At 37.1% G+C, this 21,014-nt stretch carries 21 protein-coding genes; 8 read left to right on the top strand and 13 right to left on the bottom strand.

What is annotated here, in order from left to right; translation table 11 throughout:
* Window positions 1-308: 308 nt before the first annotated feature.
* Window positions 309-1,283, top strand: a complete 975-nt coding sequence (locus tag LS684_RS07485) for a COX15/CtaA family protein (protein WP_233810990.1) — start codon at window positions 309-311, stop codon at window positions 1,281-1,283.
* 62 nt (window positions 1,284-1,345) lie between these two features.
* Here LS684_RS07485 and pyc read toward each other — a convergent pair whose 3' ends face one another.
* From pyc to LS684_RS07470, 3 genes are all read right to left on the bottom strand, one after another.
* Window positions 1,346-4,786, bottom strand: a complete 3,441-nt coding sequence (gene pyc, locus LS684_RS07480; RefSeq protein WP_233810989.1) for a pyruvate carboxylase — start codon at window positions 4,784-4,786, stop codon at window positions 1,346-1,348.
* A 144-nt stretch (window positions 4,787-4,930) separates the two neighbouring features.
* Window positions 4,931-6,130 carry an FtsW/RodA/SpoVE family cell cycle protein gene (locus LS684_RS07475; protein WP_233810988.1) on the bottom strand — a complete coding sequence of 400 codons (1,200 nt, stop codon included), beginning with the start codon at window positions 6,128-6,130 and terminating at the stop codon, window positions 4,931-4,933.
* Window positions 6,131-6,461: 331 nt separating this feature from the next.
* The gene (locus tag LS684_RS07470) at window positions 6,462-6,743 is read right to left on the bottom strand and encodes an Fpa/YlaN family protein (protein WP_233811566.1); all 282 of its coding nucleotides are present in this window, start codon (window positions 6,741-6,743) and stop codon (window positions 6,462-6,464) included.
* A gap of 225 nt (window positions 6,744-6,968) precedes the next feature.
* On the opposite strand from LS684_RS07470, the gene LS684_RS07465 reads away from it, so the two are divergent.
* Window positions 6,969-7,466, top strand: coding sequence for a peptidyl-prolyl cis-trans isomerase (locus tag LS684_RS07465; RefSeq protein ID WP_233810987.1), 498 nt, complete (start codon window positions 6,969-6,971; stop codon window positions 7,464-7,466).
* A gap of 347 nt (window positions 7,467-7,813) precedes the next feature.
* On the opposite strand, the gene LS684_RS07460 is transcribed toward LS684_RS07465, so the two are convergent.
* Window positions 7,814-9,142 (bottom strand): PhoH family protein, encoded by a 1,329-nt coding sequence (locus tag LS684_RS07460; protein ID WP_432418802.1) that lies wholly within the window; start codon window positions 9,140-9,142, stop codon window positions 7,814-7,816.
* 256 nt (window positions 9,143-9,398) lie between these two features.
* Between LS684_RS07460 and LS684_RS07455 the strand changes: the two genes are divergently transcribed.
* Window positions 9,399-9,986, top strand: a complete 588-nt coding sequence (locus LS684_RS07455) for a YhcN/YlaJ family sporulation lipoprotein (protein ID WP_233810986.1) — start codon at window positions 9,399-9,401, stop codon at window positions 9,984-9,986.
* Between the two features lie 71 nt (window positions 9,987-10,057).
* Here the strand turns inward: LS684_RS07455 and LS684_RS07450 are convergent, their stop codons facing one another.
* The gene (locus tag LS684_RS07450) at window positions 10,058-10,513 is read right to left on the bottom strand and encodes a pyridoxamine 5'-phosphate oxidase family protein (protein WP_233810985.1); all 456 of its coding nucleotides are present in this window, start codon (window positions 10,511-10,513) and stop codon (window positions 10,058-10,060) included.
* A gap of 158 nt (window positions 10,514-10,671) precedes the next feature.
* Between LS684_RS07450 and LS684_RS07445 the strand changes: the two genes are divergently transcribed.
* Together LS684_RS07445 and LS684_RS07440 are read left to right on the top strand one after the other, a co-directional pair.
* On the top strand, window positions 10,672-10,872 hold the full coding sequence (locus LS684_RS07445; protein ID WP_233810984.1) for a YlaI family protein: 201 nt from the start codon (window positions 10,672-10,674) through the stop codon (window positions 10,870-10,872).
* A complete protein-coding gene (locus LS684_RS07440) occupies window positions 10,866-11,309 on the top strand; it encodes a hypothetical protein (protein WP_233810983.1) in 444 nt (147 codons plus the stop codon). The genes LS684_RS07445 and LS684_RS07440 overlap by 7 nt, the downstream gene beginning before the upstream one ends.
* A gap of 488 nt (window positions 11,310-11,797) precedes the next feature.
* Here the strand turns inward: LS684_RS07440 and LS684_RS07435 are convergent, their stop codons facing one another.
* The 3 genes from LS684_RS07435 to typA are packed head-to-tail and all read right to left on the bottom strand — an operon-like array spanning window position 11,798 to window position 14,280.
* Window positions 11,798-12,088 (bottom strand): hypothetical protein, encoded by a 291-nt coding sequence (locus LS684_RS07435; RefSeq protein WP_233810982.1) that lies wholly within the window; start codon window positions 12,086-12,088, stop codon window positions 11,798-11,800.
* Between the two features lie 18 nt (window positions 12,089-12,106).
* Window positions 12,107-12,415, bottom strand: coding sequence for a YlaH-like family protein (locus LS684_RS07430; RefSeq protein WP_233810981.1), 309 nt, complete (start codon window positions 12,413-12,415; stop codon window positions 12,107-12,109).
* A gap of 26 nt (window positions 12,416-12,441) precedes the next feature.
* Window positions 12,442-14,280 carry a translational GTPase TypA gene (typA, locus tag LS684_RS07425; RefSeq protein ID WP_233810980.1) on the bottom strand — a complete coding sequence of 613 codons (1,839 nt, stop codon included), beginning with the start codon at window positions 14,278-14,280 and terminating at the stop codon, window positions 12,442-12,444.
* Window positions 14,281-14,442: 162 nt separating this feature from the next.
* On the opposite strand from typA, the gene LS684_RS07420 reads away from it, so the two are divergent.
* Complete coding sequence (locus tag LS684_RS07420; protein WP_233810979.1) at window positions 14,443-14,628, top strand: YlaF family protein; 186 nt, start codon at window positions 14,443-14,445, stop codon at window positions 14,626-14,628.
* 409 nt (window positions 14,629-15,037) lie between these two features.
* On the opposite strand, the gene LS684_RS07415 is transcribed toward LS684_RS07420, so the two are convergent.
* The 3 genes from LS684_RS07415 to LS684_RS07405 form a co-directional block, all read right to left on the bottom strand.
* A complete protein-coding gene (locus tag LS684_RS07415) occupies window positions 15,038-15,514 on the bottom strand; it encodes a GNAT family N-acetyltransferase (protein ID WP_233810978.1) in 477 nt (158 codons plus the stop codon).
* Complete coding sequence (locus LS684_RS07410; RefSeq protein WP_233810977.1) at window positions 15,501-16,301, bottom strand: inositol monophosphatase family protein; 801 nt, start codon at window positions 16,299-16,301, stop codon at window positions 15,501-15,503. The genes LS684_RS07415 and LS684_RS07410 overlap by 14 nt, the downstream gene beginning before the upstream one ends.
* Window positions 16,302-16,659: 358 nt before the next feature.
* Window positions 16,660-16,854 (bottom strand): hypothetical protein, encoded by a 195-nt coding sequence (locus LS684_RS07405; RefSeq protein WP_233810976.1) that lies wholly within the window; start codon window positions 16,852-16,854, stop codon window positions 16,660-16,662.
* Window positions 16,855-17,066: 212 nt separating this feature from the next.
* Here LS684_RS07405 and LS684_RS07400 point away from each other — a divergent pair, with 212 nt between their 5' ends.
* Window positions 17,067-17,681: a YktB family protein gene (locus tag LS684_RS07400; protein ID WP_233810975.1), complete on the top strand. Its 615-nt coding sequence runs from the start codon at window positions 17,067-17,069 to the stop codon at window positions 17,679-17,681.
* Between the two features lie 65 nt (window positions 17,682-17,746).
* On the opposite strand, the gene LS684_RS07395 is transcribed toward LS684_RS07400, so the two are convergent.
* On the bottom strand, window positions 17,747-18,025 hold the full coding sequence (locus tag LS684_RS07395; protein ID WP_233810974.1) for a UPF0223 family protein: 279 nt from the start codon (window positions 18,023-18,025) through the stop codon (window positions 17,747-17,749).
* A 72-nt stretch (window positions 18,026-18,097) separates the two neighbouring features.
* Window positions 18,098-19,057 carry an NAD(P)H-dependent flavin oxidoreductase gene (locus LS684_RS07390; RefSeq protein ID WP_233810973.1) on the bottom strand — a complete coding sequence of 320 codons (960 nt, stop codon included), beginning with the start codon at window positions 19,055-19,057 and terminating at the stop codon, window positions 18,098-18,100.
* A gap of 309 nt (window positions 19,058-19,366) precedes the next feature.
* On the opposite strand from LS684_RS07390, the gene LS684_RS07385 reads away from it, so the two are divergent.
* Window positions 19,367-20,839 carry an aminotransferase class I/II-fold pyridoxal phosphate-dependent enzyme gene (locus LS684_RS07385; RefSeq protein ID WP_233810972.1) on the top strand — a complete coding sequence of 491 codons (1,473 nt, stop codon included), beginning with the start codon at window positions 19,367-19,369 and terminating at the stop codon, window positions 20,837-20,839.
* The last annotated feature ends 175 nt before the right edge of the window (window positions 20,840-21,014 follow it).

The raw sequence follows: 21,014 nt of genomic DNA, 5'->3' as shown, positions 1-21,014 counted from the left end.
AAACACACTTATTTATGAATGTTACATTCTGTTAATAATAAGTTTATGGTCACTACATATCTTCAATTCATAATAAAGGAAGGTTTTGTCTAGAAATTCCTCCCTTTATATTTCTAGCAAACTCCCTTTCAAGTTGCAACCCTTTTTAATATAAATACAGTGATAATTTTATAAAGCTATTGTAAAATTTTTAAATTTTGATTACTATCGAAAAGATGTTATATTTTTAATACCTAGTTGCTTTTATTATAACATGTCAATTCAATTATATTACAATTATGTGAATTAAATAAAGAAGGTGGATATTTTTGCGACGTTCTCTTAAATGGCTTGCTGTCTTGACAACCATTGGTATGCTCTTAGTATTATTAGGAGGCGCCCTAGTTACGAAAACTGAATCTGGTATGGGATGTGGCCGTTCATGGCCACTTTGTAATGGTCAATTAATCCCAGATGAGATTACTATGGAACTTATTATCGAACTTGCACACCGGGTAGTTTCTGGGGGTGTAGGTCTTCTGGTTTTAGCTCTATCAATCTGGACATGGCGTACGATTGGTCATATCCGTGAGACGAAGTTCCTCTCTTTCCTATCATTCTTTACACTTCTGCTTCAGGGGCTCATTGGAGCAGCAGCAGTAAAGTGGGGACAATCTGATTTTGTTCTTGCACTTCATTTCGGAATATCTTTAATCTCTTTTGCAGCTGTTCTATTACTTACCTTATTGATTTTTGAAGTAGATAAGAAATTTGATGCAGACAAGTTGATCATTGATAAGAAAATGCAAAAACATATTCTAGCAGTGACCATTTACAGTTATCTTGTTGTTTATTCTGGGGCACTTGTTCGACATGTTCATGCTAGTTTAGTCTGTCGCGATTGGCCACTATGTGTGAATGATAGTTTTGCATTACCATCCAATATGCACGAATGGGTGCAAATGGGACATAGAGCTGCTGCTGGTGTGATATTTATATGGATTGGCTATATTACAATACTAGCTATTAGAAACTATAAACATCAGAAAGTTATTTATTGGGGTTGGATCATTTCGTTTATTCTTGTATCTTTACAAGTGACTGCAGGTGCATTAGTTGTTCTCACTCGACTTAACTTATTTATCGCCCTAGCACATGCTTTTTTTATTTCTTGTTTGTTTGGAGTATTAAGCTACTTTATTCTATTAACTACACGGAGCAAGAAAAACTCCTCACTAACTAAAGAAAAAATAAATTCACAAAGTTCAACAGTGCATACACAAAAAGATGCCTTAACGAAATAATTAATAGAAAGACTATAAGCATGAAGCAAAAAGGGTTCGGAACAAGTTCCGAACCCTTTTTGTTATTTCGATAATTCAATTAATAAATCGCCAGTTTGAATTGCTTCTCCATTTTTAACATAAACATCCTGTATGATTCCTGAAAATGGTGCTTGTACGGTTGTTTCCATCTTCATCGCTTCAGTGATCATTAAATGATCGCCTCTTTCGACTTTTTCACCTTTTTCAACAAGTACTTTAATAACTGTTCCTGGCATTGAACCGGCTATATGATTTTGATTTTTCGGATCCGCTTTGATCTTTGAAGCTACTGTCGCTTTAACGCTTTCGTCCTTTACAACTACTTCACGTGGTTGTCCATTTAGTTCAAAATACACAACTCTTGTTCCATCTGCTTGTGGTTGCCCAATTGCAACAAGCTTAACAATTAAGGTCTTACCAGTTTCAATTTCCACTTCAATTTCTTCACCTAGTCTCAATCCATACAGGAATGTAGGCGTATCAAGAACAGATACGTCACCGAACTGATCAACTGTCTTGATGTAGTCCATAAATACTTTTGGATATAATGCATAAGCAATAACTTCATGACTCGTCACTTGTCTACCTAGTTCATTAAATAACGTCTCCCTTAACGCATCGAAATCTACATCGTCAAGCAACTCCCCTGGTCGAACTGTGATTGGCTCTCTCCCTTTTAAAATAACATTTTGTAGTTCTACAGGGAAACCGCCAACAGGCTGACCTAAATACCCCTCAAACAGTTCGATAACAGAATCAGGAAAATCCATCGTTTTGCCACGAGTGAGAACTGTTTCCTCTGTTAATTCGTTTTGCACCATAAAGAGGGCCATATCCCCTACCACTTTGGAAGATGGAGTAACTTTTACAATATCGCCAAACATATGGTTTACACGGGCATACATTTCTTTTACTTCATCCCATTGTTCACCTAGCCCTACCGCCTTAGCTTGCTGCTGAAGATTACTATATTGTCCTCCTGGCATTTCGTGCTGATAGACTTCTGTATGCGGCGACATCATCCCGCTTTCAAAATCAAAATAATACTTACGAACATCTTCCCAATAATGCGAAAGCTGCTCTAGTGCATCAATATTAACTTTAGGTTGACGAACTGTGCCCTCAAGCGCATAATATAAACTATTTGCACTTGGCTGTGAAGTTAACCCAGCCATTGTGCTTAAAGCGGTGTCAACAATATCTACCCCTGCTTCAATAGCTTTCGCATAGGTGAAGATACCATTTCCGCTCGTATCATGTGTATGAAGATGAATTGGAATATTAACAGTTTCTTTCAACTCAGTTATTAATCGATAGGCTGATTGTGGTTTAAGTAGACCAGCCATATCTTTAATAGCTAAGATATGTGCACCCTGTTGCTCCAATTCCTTAGCAAGATTTTTATAATAGTTTAAATCATATTTCGTTCTCATTGGGTCATTAATATCACCAGTATAACAAATAGCGGCTTCTGCAATTTTCCCCGTTTGCCTAACTGCATCTATCGCTACTTCCATTCCCTTTACCCAGTTTAAACTATCAAAAATTCGGAACACATCAATGCCTGCATGTGCTGACTTTTCAGTAAACTCTCGAATAACGTTGTCAGGATAGTTTTTATATCCTACAGCATTTGAAGCTCTTAGAAGCATTTGGAACAAGACGTTCGGCATTTGCTTTCTTAATGTTAGCAAGCGCTCCCAAGGGTCTTCTTTTAAGAAACGGTAGGCAACATCAAATGTTGCTCCACCCCACATTTCAAATGAAAACATATTAGGCAATAACTTTGCAGTAGGCTCAGCGATATGCTTCATATCAGAAGTTCGAACACGAGTGGCTAATAATGATTGATGAGCATCTCTAAATGTCGTATCAGTAAGTAGGACTTCCTTTTGGTTTTTAATCCAATCAACTAATCCCTCAGCACCTTTTTCATCTAAAATTTGTTTCGTTCCTGAAAGGGAGCTATCTGAATAACTCATCTTTGGAGTTCTTGGTTGTTCAAACACTGGTCGCTTCTTCTTTTCAATTCCCGGAAAACCATTTACCGATACATTCGCAATGTACGAAAGCATTTTTGTTCCTCTGTCTTTTCTAACCGGGAAAAGGAATAGTTCTGGTGTAGTATCAATGAATGATGTATCATATTCACCCGTTCTGAACTTTTCATGCTTAACTACATTTTCTAAAAATGGAATATTCGTCTTAATGCCTCTAATTCTAAACTCTTGTAAGTTTCGGACCATCTTAGATGCAGCTTGTTCAAATGTTAATGCCCAAGTAGATAGCTTAACTAATAAAGAATCATAGTAGGGGGTGATCACCGCTCCTTGAAAACCATTTCCGGCATCTAAACGAACGCCAAATCCGCCACCTGAACGATAAGCCATTAGCTTTCCTGTATCAGGCATGAAATTATTTAATGGGTCCTCTGTAGTCACACGTGATTGAATCGCATACCCATGGATTTTAATTTCCTCTTGATTCGGAATCCCGATAATATCACTATGTAGAGAATGTCCTTCAGCTACCAGGATCTGTGTTTGAACAATATCCACGCCAGTAACCATTTCAGTAATCGTATGTTCTACTTGAACTCGAGGGTTTACTTCTATGAAATAAAATTGATCATTTGCTACTAGAAATTCTACTGTACCAGCATTTAAATAATCTACATTTTTCATCAACCTGACAGCAGCTTCACATATATCCATACGCAGTTCGTTCGGAATAGATACACTCGGCGCTACTTCTACCACTTTTTGATGGCGTCTTTGTACAGAACAATCACGTTCAAAAAGATGAATAATTTCCCCTTCATGATCTCCGATAATTTGAACTTCAATATGTTTCGGATTTTCAATAAACCGTTCAACATATACCTCATCATTACCAAAGGCTGCTTTCGCCTCAGATTTTGCCCGCTCGTAAGCCTCTTTTACCTCTTCAAGGTTACGGACAATCCTCATTCCACGACCGCCACCCCCTAGAGATGCTTTTATAATAATTGGAAATCCATACTCCTTCCCAAAGGATACAACTTCTTCCAGTCTATTTACAGGTCCATCACTTCCTGGGATGACAGGAATTTCTGCTAATTGAGCTTGAGTTCGAGCTTTTACTTTATCACCAAACATATCTAAATGCTTTGATTTCGGACCAATAAAAATAATACCTTCTTCTTCACACCTTCTAGCGAAATGGATATTTTCGGAAAGGAATCCATACCCTGGATGAATCGCATCTACTCCACTATTCTTTGCAATATGAATAATGCCTTCAATATCTAGATAGGCGTCAATTGGCTTTTTACCTTCGCCAACTAGATAAGCTTCATCCGCTTTATAGCGATGATAAGAACCCGAGTCTTCTTTAGAATAAATCGCTACCGTACGGATGTTTAACTCTGTACATGCACGAAACACCCTTATCGCAATCTCTCCACGATTGGCAACTAATACTTTCTCGATGTTTTTCTTCAATTGAAACACCTCTTATATATGTATTTTTTAGACTACATTCATTTTGCTTTTTTGCAAGGTATAGCAGCCTGATGTTCATTACTTTCACTCGCTAATCTTTCACAGAGTTATAGTTATACAAAAACGCAAGGAATATCCTCGCGCTTATCTGCGAAAGTAAACAGCATTTCCAGTTACACTTTTTGTTTCTGTTGTTTGATTTTTATTTTTATATTTTTGCTCATAATTCACAAACATCGATACATTCACGAGGATTCCCATAGCTATGGATAATTGCAGCAAAGAAGATCCTCCATAGCTGATAAAAGGTAGTGGAACACCTGTAATAGGAATCAATCCAGAGATTCCAGCTAGGTTAATAAAAGATTGAATACCTATCAAGCTAGCAATTCCAATCGCTAGTAAACTTCCAAATGGATCTTTGCATCTCATTCCAATGTAAATCCCTCGTAAAACAATGTACCCTAAACTAATTAATACAAACGCTACCCCTAAAACACCTAGTTCTTCTGCAATTACTGCCATGATAAAATCTGTATGAGGTTCAGGCAAGTATCCTAGCTTTTGTATACTTTGACCAAGGCCTAATCCCTTAATCCCGCCTGCACCCATCGCAATATAGGAGTTTACAAGGTGATAGCCAGAACCTTGTTCAACCGCAAAAGGATCTTGAAATGCTTCGATCCTTCCCATTCTCGTTTTTGAAAAAATCTCATCTTTCATGACCAAAACAAGTGGAAGAACGACCATCAACCCTATGACTGCTAATTTACCAATATTCTTATAGCTCATGCCCGAAGCGAAAATTATTGTGGCAGCAATAATAAAGATAATAGCTGCTGTTCCAAAGTCTGGTTGGATGGCAACGAATAGACACACAAGAAATAAATACGCAAGAGGTGGAACTACGCCTTTATTAAATTCATTAATATAGGATTGTTTTTTTGCATAAACAGCTGCAAGGTATATAATTACGCAAAGCTTAACAAATTCAGAAGGCTGTAAGCTTCTAGCACCTATTTTAAACCAACTTTGAGCGTTTCCTGCTACATGTCCAAAGAAAAATAAAGTGAATAGGCCTAATAGGGATATAAGCACCATCGGCACCAAAATTTTGTTGCTTTGCATCGCCTTATAAGGAAACATTGCAACAATGAAAAAAACAAATGTAGCTAGGATTAGATGTAGCTTTTGTTTTTGATAAAAGAAATCACTTTCATAGCCATACCTCTGAATAGCCGTTACCATACTTGCACTGTAGATCATAACTAACCCAAAAATAGCTAGCATTGCTACAACAACAATTAGTGAGTAATCATAGGATTTCAATATTTTTTTTAACATTAGATCTCTTCCTCATCCTCTACGTTGATTTATGTATTCTACAATAACAATTGAAACTCCTGCTAGATGAGAAGAAAAGTTATTTTTAATGTAACATACTTTATAATAAAAAGCTATATATGTGTCATACTAATTAACAAATGTGACACAAAATACATGAAGGTTCTCCGCTAGTAGATAGTTTAGAGATTCGTCATCATGCGCAACTGCACTTCTACTTACATCAATCCCGCTCCTCATCTAATAAAATGTGATGTGACCAACTTTCTTCTCTCCTGATTATATAAAAAAACTCAAACAGTCACATTTGATCTGTTTGAGTTTTAATGAATTATTTTTTTAAGGATGCTTCATGAAGAGCAGATAACTCTCTTTCTAGTTCACCCAGCATCGCCTTTCCTTCTTTATCTTCAAGCAGACCAAGGCGAACCGCGAAATCAATTTCACGTGATAATCCAAACATTTGTGTATCTAATACCTCTTCATATAATGGACATTGAGGCATAGTAAGGTTTTCCATCTGAACTTTAATCAGCTTTAATATTTTATCAGCGTCTGCCTTTAGTATGGCACCCGCTTTTTCTTTATGATTTGTAATCATTTCAGAAGCCAACATAATCCCCCCGTTTCCGAGCGTTTATCTATCCTTAAATTCTATACGCTAACTAGTAAAAAAGCAAGAACTATCAATTGATTCCATTTGTTTCATCTCATTGAATATTTCCTTTTTAACATCTTTTTTACTCTATCTCATACGATCATCCCATGCTCAAAATGACATTTGCTAGATTTTTCTGTATACTAATACTATCGCTTTCTACAAATCGAGGGGGATTCGATGGAAAACATTATGATGATTATTGGGAATGTAAAATTTTCAATTACACTAGATCCAGGGGTATGGATTTTTGACGATCGTCGAGTGGATTTAGATACATACTTTGATGAATTCAAAACGGATTCTGATGCCTTAGAAGAGTATACAAAATCGATTTCTACGCATTGGGATCGTGAAATTATGGAAGGGTCAACTTTCCCAAAAACACTAAAAACGGAGAAAAAATTTGAAAAAGAGAAGGTATTATCCGGTTCTTTCGGTATTCCATTCAAGCCTTTTCTAAAAAATGCAGAGCCACATGAGCAGGCAAAAGAAATAGAAATATCTCAAGCAGATGGAGTTGTTGTCATCCCAATTGAGGAGGCTGAACATCTTATTCTTGGCTTCTCTAAAAACGGAAAACCTTTAGTAGAAGATGGTCCTGTACATGTATATTATCAAGATGGCTCAAATAGAAGTAATCCATTAAAACGTGTTAAAGCTTTTCGAGTCCTTTAAAATTAGCCATTTATTTAAAGAGGCATGGACATAACTAAATGACTCCTTCTCAAAAACGAACATTGACTTTTTATAATAGTTAAGTTGTAAGAGCAAGTTCGTTCCTTTGCGCTGCAGACACTTGCTTTCCGCGGGGAGGAAGCTGAACCTCCTCGCTGCGCTTTGGTGTCTTAGCCTTTTCTCTATTTTCCTTAGTAGTCGAGTGTCTTCCGCTCCATTCCACTATTTATTAAAAATTCGTTTTCCGAACAAACAAAATACCCGAACTAGTATAAGGAGATAACTCCTGATAGTTCGGATATACCATTGACTGAAATCCTTATGTCACAGCCTCTTTTGATTATATATTAAAGAAGTTCAGCAGCCAGTTGTGCTAGTCCGGAGCGCTCTCCTTTAATAAGTTTCACATGTCCAGCTATGCCTTGGTCTTTAAAACGCTCTACGACGTAGGTTAACCCATTATTATAGGCATCCAAGTACGGGTGATCAATTTGATCCGGATCTCCCATTAAGACAATCTTACTTCCTTCTCCTACACGAGTTAATATCGTTTTTACTTCATGCTTGGTTAAGTTTTGAGCCTCATCTATAATGATGTATTGATCAGGAATACTTCTTCCTCGAATGTATGTCAATGCCTCAACCTCGATAGAACCCATACCAGCCAAAATCGCATCCAATTCACCTGGCTTCTTAACATTGAAAAGATATTCCAGATTATCAAATATGGGCTGCATCCACGGTCTTAATTTCTCTTCTTTTTCCCCGGGCAAAAAGCCTAAGTCCTTACCAACTGGTACGATTGGTCTAGCAACCAATAGCTTCTTATATTCGCCGTAATCTTCTGTTTGCATTAATCCAGATGCTAACGCAAGGAGTGTTTTTCCTGTACCTGCTCTTCCATTTAAAGTGACTAGCGGAATATCCTTTCGTAAAAGTAATTCAATTGCCATTGTTTGTTGAACATTTCTTGGCTTTATTCCCCAAATATGATCATAATCAAAGATTAATCGCTTTACTTTTTTCCCAGTTTGATCAACTATACCAATGGCCGATGCCGAGGAACCTAGTGCATCCTTCATGATCAAGAACTGATTGGGATAAAAGGGGTGATTGGTTACTTCTGAAAGGGAAAGTTCACCTTGTTGATAAAATCTATTTAAAACATCTAAATGAATATAGACTTCCATATTGCCCGTGTATAAGTGATCCACTTCGACAACTCGATCACTTAGGAAATCCTCTGATCTTAACCCAATTGCATCTGCCTTCACTCGGACGAGTGTGTCTTTGCTGACAAGAATTACGGGTCGTCCATTTTCTTTTGTTTCTTCCTCTAACGATAAATTTTTTGCTACCGCTAAAATCCGATTATCATTCGTCTTTTCAACAAATATTTCCTGTAGCTGTTGAAAAGATCGATGGTTCAATTCAATTCGTAAACTCCCACCATTTTCAAGCGGAATTTTCTCATGTAGCTTTCCTGTTTCCCTCAAGTTATCAATTAAACGTGAAATTTGCCTTGCATTTCTTCCAATCTCGTCCATATAACGTTTTTTCGAGTCAACCTCTTCGAGCACTACTGCTGGAATGACCACTTCGTTTTCTTCAAAGGAGAATATTGAATACGGGTCTTGCAATAAGACGTTGGTATCTAACACGTATACTTTACTCAATCCTATGCCTCCTGCTCCTCTTAGGTCTTTATTTTATTGTGAACTAACCGATGTGGACGGATAGAACTTTGGTAAAATATATGTTTTCCCGAATAAAGTTAGAAGAAATTTTGCACAATAATCGGTAATGAATCCTTATTTTATTTTAATTTTCTCTAAAAAAACTTAAGGGTTTATCCTTTCAATTAGAAAAATTCACTCAAAGGAAATTATTTTGAAATATTGTATTCCAAAACAAATGCTTGGAGGTCATTAAATGAAAAAGTGGATTCCTTTCCTATTGGCAATTGTGACCATTACAGGGTGTAATGGAAATGAACAAGGAACAGATGAGAACAAACAAAATCTAATTAACGTCAAGAACACAGCAATTGAAAGTGTAGACCGGCAATCTGGTCAGGAAATCTCAAAGCATCTAGTCGATTTAGCTACAAGTATCCCTAGTGTTCGTGATGCAACAGCTGTTGTCTTAGGTAGATACGCAATTGTTGGCATTGATGTAGACAAGGATATTGAACGCTCACAGGTAGGCTCCATAAAATATTCGGTTGCTGAGAGCCTTAAGAATGACCCACATGGGGCAAGAGCAATAGTTGTAGCAGATCCAGATATTAATGCCCGTTTAAAGGAGCTTACTGCTGATATACAAAATGGCGAGCCTGTCCAAGGGATTGTTAATGAACTTGCAGATATCTCTGGACGATTAATGCCAGAAGTACCTGCTGATATTATCGACCCAAAACCAAAGAACGGGATCAATGATTCAAAAGACAAATTAGAAAATAAGGAAAAGCAAAATTTAGAAAAGCAACAAGAGAAGCAATCCAATTATTACAAGGATTAATATCCTTCTTAAATAATTCTCAACCAACCAAAAATGATCATTTTACTACAAAAAAAGCTTAGTCCATTCGACTAAGCTTTTTTCAGTGCATCCATAACTTGACGATCAAGACGAGTAGCTGCATCTTTATCATAAGTTTTATCATATTCAGGCTCTACTGTTATTTTCGAGCCGTAAAACATAACATCTCTCACTTCATTAATATTAATTTGAACTAATGCAAGCTTTAATGGGACATCGTCCATTTTCTCCACCTTGATAATTGCATCTCCGCTTATGGAATATGTAGATTCATTTGCAATGACATTTATCACGACCTTATGGTTCGCTCGAATGTTTTGCACAATTCGAGAGCGGTTATCTACAGCAAAATAAACGCTTTCCTCGTCCTTAGCAAAAACCCATGAAATTGCACTAACATTCGGTCCATTTGTTTCATGATCTACTGTTGCAATTGTCACAAAACGCTCCTTTTGCAATTCGTCAAATAATGGCTTTACTAATTTTGGTTCTACTTGGTTTACCATTCCATTCCCTCCTTTTAATACCATCATATTACTACTACAAGCATCTTTCAACTTTTAATCTCCTGAATCGAAGAATCGATATTTTTATCTGAATGTACTATAATATACATAACAAATAAACCCATTAACGTGGAATTGTATAACGATGAGGTGTTACTATGCGAGTAAAATGCTTTTTATGCGATAAAATTGAATCAATAGATAATGAAACCTTACAAGCAAAAAGGCTTCGAAATCGCCCCATTCACACATATATGTGTAAGCCGTGTGAAGAACGAATAACGACAAAAACGAATGCACGTAAAGCGACTGGAAATTTCAAGTTATATCGTTCTCAACTACAGGAAGAAGAATGGTAAAGTGGAAGTTAGCGCTATTTTTAGGTATTGCTTCAGGACTAATTCTTGGATTTTTTCTTAAGGTGATTGAAGTGGCAACAGGTAATAAGGTATACACATTGTTATTAAATGTGGATTTCGTGCCTATTTTAGGAGCAATGGCATGGCATGAGGCGATTGAGTTTCTCTTTCACCTTCTTTTTTCTATTGGTCTAAGTATTTTGTTTGTATTCATTATTTCAAGATACTCCATCGAAAAGTTAAGTAGCTATTTATTTATTGGGGTAGTAGTCACATTGCCTACGGTATTTCTGTATTTCCCTCTCGTTCTACTAGCCCAAAAAGATGTACCTACCATCAAGGATGTAGAATCAATTTTCTATTGGTCAACAGGACATCTGCTATACGGCTTATCACTAGGACTTATCAGCTACCATCTAAAAAAACACTCCCAATGAAAGGCCTCAGACTGAAGACACTCAAAGAAATTGAGTTTGTCATCAGTCTTTTTTCTTGGTTGTTTGCATATACATTGTTGCTATTGAAACATAGGCGTTTTTTCCTGCCCACTGCTCCTGCAGGCATCTCGCATCCTTCCGCTCCAAACTACTAGCCTTCGTACTTTAAAGGGAACATTACCTGGTCAAGCAACAATCTTTTAGAAGATAGCCTTCTTTTTTTTATTTGAATACGCAATGAAACGATTGAACATATACTTACAAAGTATATGGTGATATGCGTCAGACGACACTCCGAGGTCAAATGCTTGTTATTTAGAGGAATGCATTCCAATGAAGCCAGTAGCATGGCAATAATTAATAGAGTGATAACCAGGTGAGGAGGCTCACCAACCGCAGTGAAAATCAGTCTTTCCCTTCCGACACCGAACACATGAAAAAAGGCAGTGAGAAGCTTCTCACTGCCTTTTTTAGAAATTCTATACTCGTTATTCTTCAGGGTAATTAACGTATTTTTCAGGCTCCATGTTCATTTGATTTAACATGACATCAATCAATTCTCTTGGAAACCGCTGACGTTTATTCTCATCCTTCAGTCGATAATCAATATAATACATTTCTTCATCAAGTGTTATGATCAGATCTGATATGTGATGGTCATTAATTAACATATCATAAAACATATCAGCAGTCTCTTTTGCGGCTGTATCATCTGGTCTGTGCTCGCAAACAACATAAATGGTCAACCAATTATAAAGCGCATCTTGAATAGAATTCATCTTCCTCCCCCTTCAAACCTAAGCATTTTCTTGCTTTTTCTGTTGATGGAGGCGCACCTTATATATAACTAAAATTAACGCTGCAACAACTAAGCTCTCAGCTACCGGAAGAAACACTCCTAGAAATGTTAAGACTGTACACCCCAAAATAAGGAACAAGTATATCAATACCGTTTGAACAAGTGGTAATTTTTTCGCAAATCCTAGCTTAAACACAATAATACATAAAACAATAATTGTTGCATAAAGTAGCCACATTCCCAATGTTGGATTTTCATTCACTTTGAATAATGCAGCGAAAAAAGACAGGCGGTCAGTTATATCCATTTCTCCTCGGTTCCTCCTTCTTCCCTTTAGTTCATTTCAGCGTATTTTTTCTTTTTCGTAATTCTTTCACGTTCGTTCTTATCAAGAATTTTCTTACGAAGACGGATAGATTGTGGTGTTACCTCACAATATTCATCTTCGTTTAGATATTCTAAAGCCTCTTCAAGTGTCATAATGCGAGGTTTTTTCATTGTTGTTGTTTGATCTTTATTCGCTGAACGAATGTTAGTTGCTTGTTTTACTTTCGTGATATTCACAGTCAGATCATTTTCACGATTATGCTCACCAACAATCATCCCTTCATAAATTTCAATACCCGGCTCAAGGAAGATAACCCCTCTATCCTCAACTTGCATAATGCCGTAAGTTGAAGCTTTGCCGCTTTCCATAGATACAAGTACACCTTGACGTCTTCCACCAATTTGGCCCTGTGCCATTGGTTGATAGCTATCAAACGTATGGTTGATAATTCCATACCCTCGAGTAAGAGTTAAAAACTCTGTTGTATATCCGATTAGCCCACGTGCCGGAACGTTGAACGTTAAACGCACTTGCCCATTGCCGTTGTTAACCATATCAAGCATTTCACCTTTACGAGCGCCGATAGATTCCATAACTGAACCGGTATGTTCTTCAGGAACATCGATTTGCACTCGTTCAACTGGCTCACAACGAACTCCGTCAATTTCTCTTACGATAACTTCCGGTTTAGAAACCTGAAGTTCATAGCCTTCACGACGCATATTTTCAATTAAAATGGATAAATGAAGTTCTCCACGTCCTGAAACAATCCATGCATCTGGTGAATCTGTATTTTCTACTCGTAAGCTTACATCTGTTTGAAGCTGAGCACGAAGTCTTTCCTCGATTTTTCTAGAAGTAACATATTTCCCTTCTCTTCCCGCAAACGGACTATTGTTAACAACGAATGTCATTTGAAGAGTAGGTTCATCAATTCTTAGAACAGGAAGTGCTTCTTGATGTTCTACTGGGCAAACAGTTTCCCCAACGTTGATGTCTTCCATCCCAGAAACAGCAATTAGATCCCCAGCAAATGCTTCTTGTATTTCTTGACGTTTCAAGCCGAAGAAACCAAAGATCTTTGTTACACGGAATTGCTTAACTGTGCCATCTAATTTCATAAGGGCTACTTGTTGACCAACCTTCATTGTCCCTCTGAACACACGCCCGATTCCAATTCTTCCAACGTAATCATTATAATCAAGTAGGGCTACTTGGAATTGAAGCGCCTCATTACGATTATCTACTGGTGCAGGAATATTCTCTACAATTGTGTCATAAAGAGATTGCATGTTCTCATCTTGTTTGCTCGGGTCTTTACTTGCAGTCCCATTTATTGCAGAAGCATAAATCACAGGGAACTCAAGCTGTTCCTCAGAAGCATCTAATTCAATAAATAGGTCAATTACTTCATCAATAACTTCTTCTGGTCTAGCAAAATCACGGTCGATTTTGTTCACAACTACAATTGGTGTTAAATTCTGTTCTAAAGCTTTTTTTAGTACGAAACGCGTTTGAGGCATACATCCTTCATAAGCATCTACAACTAGAAGAACACCGTCAACCATTTTCATGATCCGTTCAACTTCTCCACCAAAGTCCGCATGTCCTGGTGTATCTAAAATGTTAATTCGCGTATCTTTATATTGAATAGCTGTATTTTTTGCTAGGATTGTAATTCCACGTTCTCTCTCAAGATCGTTTGAATCCATCGCACGTTCCTCAACGTGCTCATTCGTACGGAAAGTACCTGATTGCTTTAACAATTGGTCAACCAACGTTGTTTTTCCGTGGTCAACGTGGGCAATAATAGCTATATTGCGGATATCTTCTCTTATTTTCAAATAGGTTCACTCCTAAAATTAATATCAATCTTCACAGGTATTATTAAAACTTTTATCACAACTGAAATATTATATCACATATACAGTGGAAACCTAAAAGCTTTTTGTGTACAATTGAAATTATATTATTTCTATAAACTCCTTTAAGGGGGGTACATACCCATGAAACAAATTAAATGGCCATTATTATTTTTTGCAATTGCTGCCGCAACATGTATTATGGGCATTGGAATTGCAATAGGCGAACGTAGTATAATTGGTGTGCTTGTTAGTATGGTTGCACTTGTGTTCGTTATGGGATTTGGTTTTAAAACGAAGAAGAAAATGAGAGAAAGCGGCGAGCTCTAAAGCCGTTCCGTTAAGGCTATCTCAAAAAGAGGCTGGGACCTATGGATTTCAGTCAATGGTCTATCCGAACTATTAGGAGTTATCTCCTTTTACTAGTTCGGGTATTTTTGTTTGCTCGGAAAACAACATTTTAAAAAATAGTGGAATAGAGCGGAAGACGCTCGATTACCAAGGAAAATAGAGGAAAGGCTGAGACACCAAAGCGCAGCGAGGAGGCTCAGCTTCCTCCACGCGGAAAGCGAGGGTCTGCAGGGCAGGTGGAATGAACTTGTTCTTACAACCTAACTATTTTAAAAAGTCATTGTTCGTCTTTGAGAAGAAGTCATTTAGTTAAGTCCTAGCCTCTTTTGGCATTGTTTAAAAGAAAAGGACCCAAGACAAATAGAAAATGTTCAAGTCCTGCAAATAACTAAATTAAAGGTCTAATCATGATTAGATAATTGTCCCCTTGTTCATCTTTTTCAAGCTTATATTGTTCAAAGGAACAACTTGTTAAAAATGAAGTCCATTGGCTATTTTCAATTGGGAAACCTGCGAAAATCACCTTCTGATTGCATTCCTTCATTTCTGTACATATATTTGAGATAATCTCTTTTCCAATACCTTTGTTTCTTTCAGCTTTTCTTACTAACAGCGTGCCTATCCATGGTTTGTGATTTGAGTAAGATTTAGGTAAATGATAAGAGATTGCCACTTTCTGGCCTTTTAATTTCCATACGCGCCACTCCCCGTTCAGATGAGCGTATTTTTGAATATATTCCGATAACTGATGTTGAATAAGCTCTACTTCTTCCCATTCGGGGCTATCCATAATGATTTCTTCAAAAAAACCGATATCAGAATCCTTCATCTGATCGAAATTCAATCTAACATCACCATATTCCATTGTTTAAATAATCCTTCAAAATCCTCTCATGTAATCCAGGTCTAGATATTAGGACTGAGTTTTGTCCTAATAAGTTGAACGGTTTTCCGTTTAATGTCGTATAGACGCCGCCAAGTTCCTCAATAATCACAATTCCACCAGCAAAATCCCACGGGGATAGACGCAAGGTAATATATGCATCTAGCCTACCTGTTGCCACGAAAGCAATTTCTAATGCAGCAGATCCATAAGATCTCGTCCCTCTCACATCTCTCACTAAAGGAGTTAAAATGGAATGATCTATCCTTCTATTTGGAACTACCCACGTTGTATTTAATCCAATAATAGCTTCCTCTACCTTTACATTAGTTAACTTTGGTAATGGTTGATCATTAAGGTAAGCCCCTTTATCTTTCATCGCATGATAAAGCTCATCATGTACAACATCATAAATTAGGCCAATCATCCCCACACCATCTTCATAGATTCCAATACTTATGGCAAAATTTCTTTGTTGATGAACAAAATTCATCGTTCCATCAATCGGGTCTATGATCCATACAGTACCTGATAATTCCTCTAATTCATTCCCAAATCCTTCTTCACCTAAAATTTGATGGGTCGGAAACCTTTCATTGATTTTATGTATAAAAAATTTTTCAGTAGCTTTATCGATATCTGTTACAAGATCATTTGGATTTGACTTTGATTCTACTGTAATTTTTTGAACAAAAGACTTTTTTATGGATTCTCCAGCTTCTTTAATCCACTCTTTTGCATATGTATCGACTTCATTCCAGTTCGTCATTTTCATCCTCCATTTCTGTCCTTCAAATAAGGATTTGTACGGTACGCTTTATCAGACTCTTTATTTTAGTTTAGCTTTTTACTTGAAATTTTGTCCAATGATTATGTTTGTACTTTGTACGATTCGGTTTCACAATTCACAAACTAATACTTATGAAACATACAAAATTAGTATGACCAATACATGTTTGACTATATCCCATTATTGCATTCATTGTAGTAATCATTAGCAAAAGCAACATTATTTAATTAGAGCAAATTTGTTCAAATCAAAAAAACGAACCCCACAATCTCCCGGAGTTCGTTGATCAACTAATTGTATTTTTTCTTATCATTTCAAGTTCCCCTTTGGCTGAACGTTATAACGCTTGTAGCTTCAGCAGTTCTTCGCGAATTCTTTCGAGCTTTTGTTTACTAAATTTCTTCTTAGACTCGTTGCTTTCTCCCATTGCTTCAAACAATGTAGCAAGCTCATAATCCATCTCGAGTCTTAAAACAGCAACCCTTTGGCGGTCAATAGCACTTTTTTTCAAGGTATTCATTAGCTGTTTCATTCTGTCGAGCACCCCTTTCAAATCTCGATTAATTTTCTGATTATTTTTACTATTATAATATGAGCAAACAGCTTTCGGTGCAACTAATTTGTGTGTTTACCTATAGCTTATTTTCAATTATTCTCTACTTCATCATTCGTTTCAATTTTTTCTCTTTCACCGTTATGCTACAATGTCTGACATAGCTAATTGAAAAAGGAGATGTACAACAAATGACATCATTCACTTCTAAAGATTTTCATGTATTTCAAATAGATGGATTAGATGAGCGTATGGAAGCACTAAAAACTACTATTCGTCCAAAACTTGAAGAAATTGGTCGTCACTTTGCGCCAACGCTTTCTACCATGACTGGCGATGAAATGTTTCCACATGTAGCAAAGCATGCTAGAAGGACTAAGAACCCACCCAAAGATACATGGGTAGCTTTCGCTAGTAATTCTAGAGGATATAAAATGCTGCCTCATTTTCAAATTGGGCTTTGGGAAACACATGTATTTATCTGGTTTGCGCTTATATATGAAGCACCCCATAAAGAAGAATATGCGAAGACTTTACAAAACCATTTAGATCAAATCTATATTGAAATACCAGATGATTTCGTTTGGTCTGGAGATCATACTAAACCAGAAGTTGTCAAACATTCCACTTTGTCCAAGGAAGAGCTTGAAGCATTGTTTATTCGATTAAAAAATGTTAAAAAAGCTGAAATACTATGTGGGTATCAAATCCCAAGGGAACAAGTTGTTAAAATGTCAAATAATGAAATGATAAACCAGATAGATGAGGTTTTTAAGAAATTATTACCCCTGTATCAATTGGTTTAAACCCTTGATGAATATAATTGGGCGCATAGAGTCTAAACAAAAATAACCTCCTCAGATTGAGGAGGTTATTTTTGTGACATCTTAATTCTCTTACCAACTTCTGCATCCTTCATCTTTTTCACTAGTCGATAAGTTGAATATCCGCTTGTTTCTTCAAATTCATCACAAATCTTTTTTTCTTCGGATTTACTCGGTACAATTTCTTTAAAACGGCGGTATGAAGATAGAAAGACTTCTCTTTCGATCCCTTTTTCATAACCCATTTCTACCTGTTCAAAAAACTTTACCACATCGATAATTTCATCTGTAGACCAATGTGGGTCAATTGGATATTGATATTCCATCGAATCCTCTCCTGCCTTACTTAAGTGTCCGAACTTGATTTTACTTGTTAGAGCCTATAAAAACAATTAATCTTACTTTGCCCATTCTCCGCGGATAGTTTCGGCATCAACTAACATTCGCTGAAATAACTCATCTACTGATGGCACATCTTTAATTAGTCCAACTACTTGGCCAGCCCAACCGAATCCTTCTTCTCCTCTCCCTTCATAAATATATTTTTTATTAGCTTCTCCACTAATATAATCTCTTAAGGTATCGTAACCTGGATAATTCTTTTCAAGTGAGAGGATTTGATCTGTCCAAGGGTTTGTTAAAGCTCTTGCAGGTGCCCCAAGTGAGCGTTTTATAACCGTTGTATCACTTTCTGAAGCATCAATGATGGCTTGCTTATATATTTCATGTGCGTGGACACACTCTTTTGTCGCTATAAACCTCGTACCCATCTCGATTCCTTCTGCTCCTAGAGCAAGTGCAGCCATTAAGCCTCGACCATCACCAATTCCTCCAGAGGCTACTACTGGAATGCCAACTGCATCAACCACTTGCGGAACGAGAACGAATGTTCCAATGTCATCTCTACCTAAATGCCCCCCACCTTCTTGGCCAACCACCATAACAGCATCTGCTCCTAATTCTTCCGCTTTTTCTGCTTGTCTCTTTGCTGCAACAAGCACTAATTTCTTCGTATTAGTCCCTTTAAGCTGTTCAAAAATAGGTGTAGGATTTCCTCCTGTCATTGTAACCACTGGAACTTCTTCCTCTATGGCGACGTTAAGAAAATCTGAAAACGGTCGTCCATGCTGACCAATAGCAAAATTAACTCCAAATGGATTTTTCGTACTTTGTTTAACCTTACGAATCTCTTGCCTTAAAGCATCTGGACTATCTAATGACATGGCAGTAATTTGTCCCAGCCCACCAGCATTTGAGACGGCGGCTGCAAGCTCAGAATAAGCTAAATGCGCTAATCCACCTTGAATAATAGGGTATTTAATTTGCAATAAGTCAGTAACTCTGGTTTTCCAAATCACTTTCATCCCTCCATAAAATACACTACTCTTACATAATTACATTCGATTTTATTTCCAAATCTCCTTTTCTTTGAATAAAACAACAGATATTGAGATAAATTTGCTAACTATACACATAATAGATATGACAAAAAAACAATCCTGCTCTCCAAAAAAATCTATGCAAAAACTTCAAATTAGTGCTATAATTCATTTGTTTTATATTCATAAATAATCAGCTTTGTTAAGCTTCTTTTATATGCAAAAGAATCAAAGAAATTATGTCTTAATAGAGCAAACAGAAAACAGATAAAGAGGTGTGTGTAAACGTTGTCCCAATTAGAAACACCGTTATTTACCGGTTTACTTAATCACGCAAAAAAGAACCCAATTCAATTCCATATCCCTGGACATAAAAAAGGAGCAGGAATTGATCCAGAATTCAGAAATTTCGTTGGTGAAAATGCATTATCAATCGACTTAATCAATATAGGACCTTTAGATGATCTTCATGCTCCAAAAGGAATCATTAAGGAAGCACAAGATTTAGCAGCTGAAGCATTTGGAGCTGACCATACATTTTTTTCCGTACAAGGAACAAGTGGCGCAATCATGACCATGGTTATGGCAGTATGCGGACCTGGCGATAAAATTATCGTTCCGAGGAACGTTCATAAGTCGGTTATGTCAGCTATTGTTTTTTCCGGTGCTACCCCTATCTTTATTCATCCTGATGTGGATGAAAATTTAGGGATCTCTCATGGAATTACAACTGATTCTGTTGCAAGAGCTTTAAAACAGCATCCAGATGCGAAAGGTGTACTCGTTATTAACCCTACTTATTTTGGGATATCAGCTGATTTGAAGAAAATCGTTGAAATTGCTCACTCATATGATGTTCCTGTATTAGTTGATGAAGCTCATGGAGTCCATATTCATTTTCATGAAATGCTTCCCATGTCAGCAATGCAAGCTGGAGCAGATATGGCAGCAACAAGTGTTCATAAATTAGGCGGTTCTATGACCCAAAGTTCTATTCTTAATGTAAAAGAAGGCTTGGTTTCTCCTAAACGAGTTCAGTCGATATTAAGTATGTTGACAACCACATCGACTTCATACCTTTTACTTGCTTCATTAGATGTGGCACGTAAACGGCTGGCTACTGAAGGAAGGGAATTAGCAGAACAAACGATACAACTAGCACAATCTATGCGACAAGCGATAAATGGAATTGAAGATTTGTATTGTGTAGGTGAAGAGATTCTTGGCACGAAAGCTACCTTCGGTTATGATCCAACCAAGCTTATAATTTCCGTCAAAAACCTTGGGCTAACAGGCTATGAAGTTGAAAAATGGTTACGTGAAAAGCATACGATCGAAGTTGAAATGTCAGATCTCTACAATATTCTATGTATTGTTACTCCTGGAGATACAGAGCACGAGGCAGAGTTACTTGTGTCTGCACTTCGACAACTATCGATAGAGCAGCATAAAGGAGAAGCACCTGTAGTTAAGTCGAAAGTACTTCTCCCAGATATACCAGTGCTTGCATTAACCCCCCGTGATGCCTTTTATTCAGAAACGGAATTAGTGCCGTTTGATGATTCTGAAGGTCGAATCATTGCGGAGTTTATTATGGTTTATCCACCAGGGATACCTATCTTCATTCCTGGTGAAATTATTACACAAGAAAACCTCACTTATATTAAACGAAATATGGAGGTAGGGTTACCTGTCCAAGGCCCAGAAGATTATGACTTAAAGATGCTACGAGTTATTAAAGAGCATCGAGCCATCCGGTAAAAATGCGAGCTCTTCCTTTATGGAAGAGCTTTTCTATACAAAAAGTGGCTGGGACATAACTAAATGACTCCTTCTCAAAGACCAACAATGACTTTTTTTAAATAGTTAGGTTGTAAAAACAAGCTCGTTCCACCTGCCCTGCAGACACTCGCTTTCCGCGGGGAGGAAGCTGAGC

The organism is Cytobacillus spongiae (assembly GCF_021390075.1).
This window is presented reverse-complemented; position numbering and strand designations above follow the sequence as displayed.

Coding starts and splice junctions, on each gene's coding strand:
- LS684_RS07430 (WP_233810981.1), bottom strand. CDS start 12,415: ATGGATATAACTGACCGCCTGTCTTTTTTCGCTGCATTATTCAAAGTG.
- LS684_RS07415 (WP_233810978.1), bottom strand. CDS start 15,514: ATGGAATATGGTGATGTTAGATTGAATTTCGATCAGATGAAGGATTCT.
- LS684_RS07445 (WP_233810984.1), top strand. CDS start 10,672: ATGCGAGTAAAATGCTTTTTATGCGATAAAATTGAATCAATAGATAAT.
- LS684_RS07440 (WP_233810983.1), top strand. CDS start 10,866: ATGGTAAAGTGGAAGTTAGCGCTATTTTTAGGTATTGCTTCAGGACTA.
- LS684_RS07450 (WP_233810985.1), bottom strand. CDS start 10,513: ATGGTAAACCAAGTAGAACCAAAATTAGTAAAGCCATTATTTGACGAA.
- LS684_RS07435 (WP_233810982.1), bottom strand. CDS start 12,088: ATGAATTCTATTCAAGATGCGCTTTATAATTGGTTGACCATTTATGTT.
- LS684_RS07475 (WP_233810988.1), bottom strand. CDS start 6,130: ATGTTAAAAAAAATATTGAAATCCTATGATTACTCACTAATTGTTGTT.
- LS684_RS07400 (WP_233810975.1), top strand. CDS start 17,067: ATGACATCATTCACTTCTAAAGATTTTCATGTATTTCAAATAGATGGA.
- LS684_RS07410 (WP_233810977.1), bottom strand. CDS start 16,301: ATGACGAACTGGAATGAAGTCGATACATATGCAAAAGAGTGGATTAAA.
- LS684_RS07455 (WP_233810986.1), top strand. CDS start 9,399: ATGAAAAAGTGGATTCCTTTCCTATTGGCAATTGTGACCATTACAGGG.
- LS684_RS07405 (WP_233810976.1), bottom strand. CDS start 16,854: ATGAAACAGCTAATGAATACCTTGAAAAAAAGTGCTATTGACCGCCAA.
- LS684_RS07465 (WP_233810987.1), top strand. CDS start 6,969: ATGGAAAACATTATGATGATTATTGGGAATGTAAAATTTTCAATTACA.
- LS684_RS07395 (WP_233810974.1), bottom strand. CDS start 18,025: ATGGAATATCAATATCCAATTGACCCACATTGGTCTACAGATGAAATT.
- LS684_RS07420 (WP_233810979.1), top strand. CDS start 14,443: ATGAAACAAATTAAATGGCCATTATTATTTTTTGCAATTGCTGCCGCA.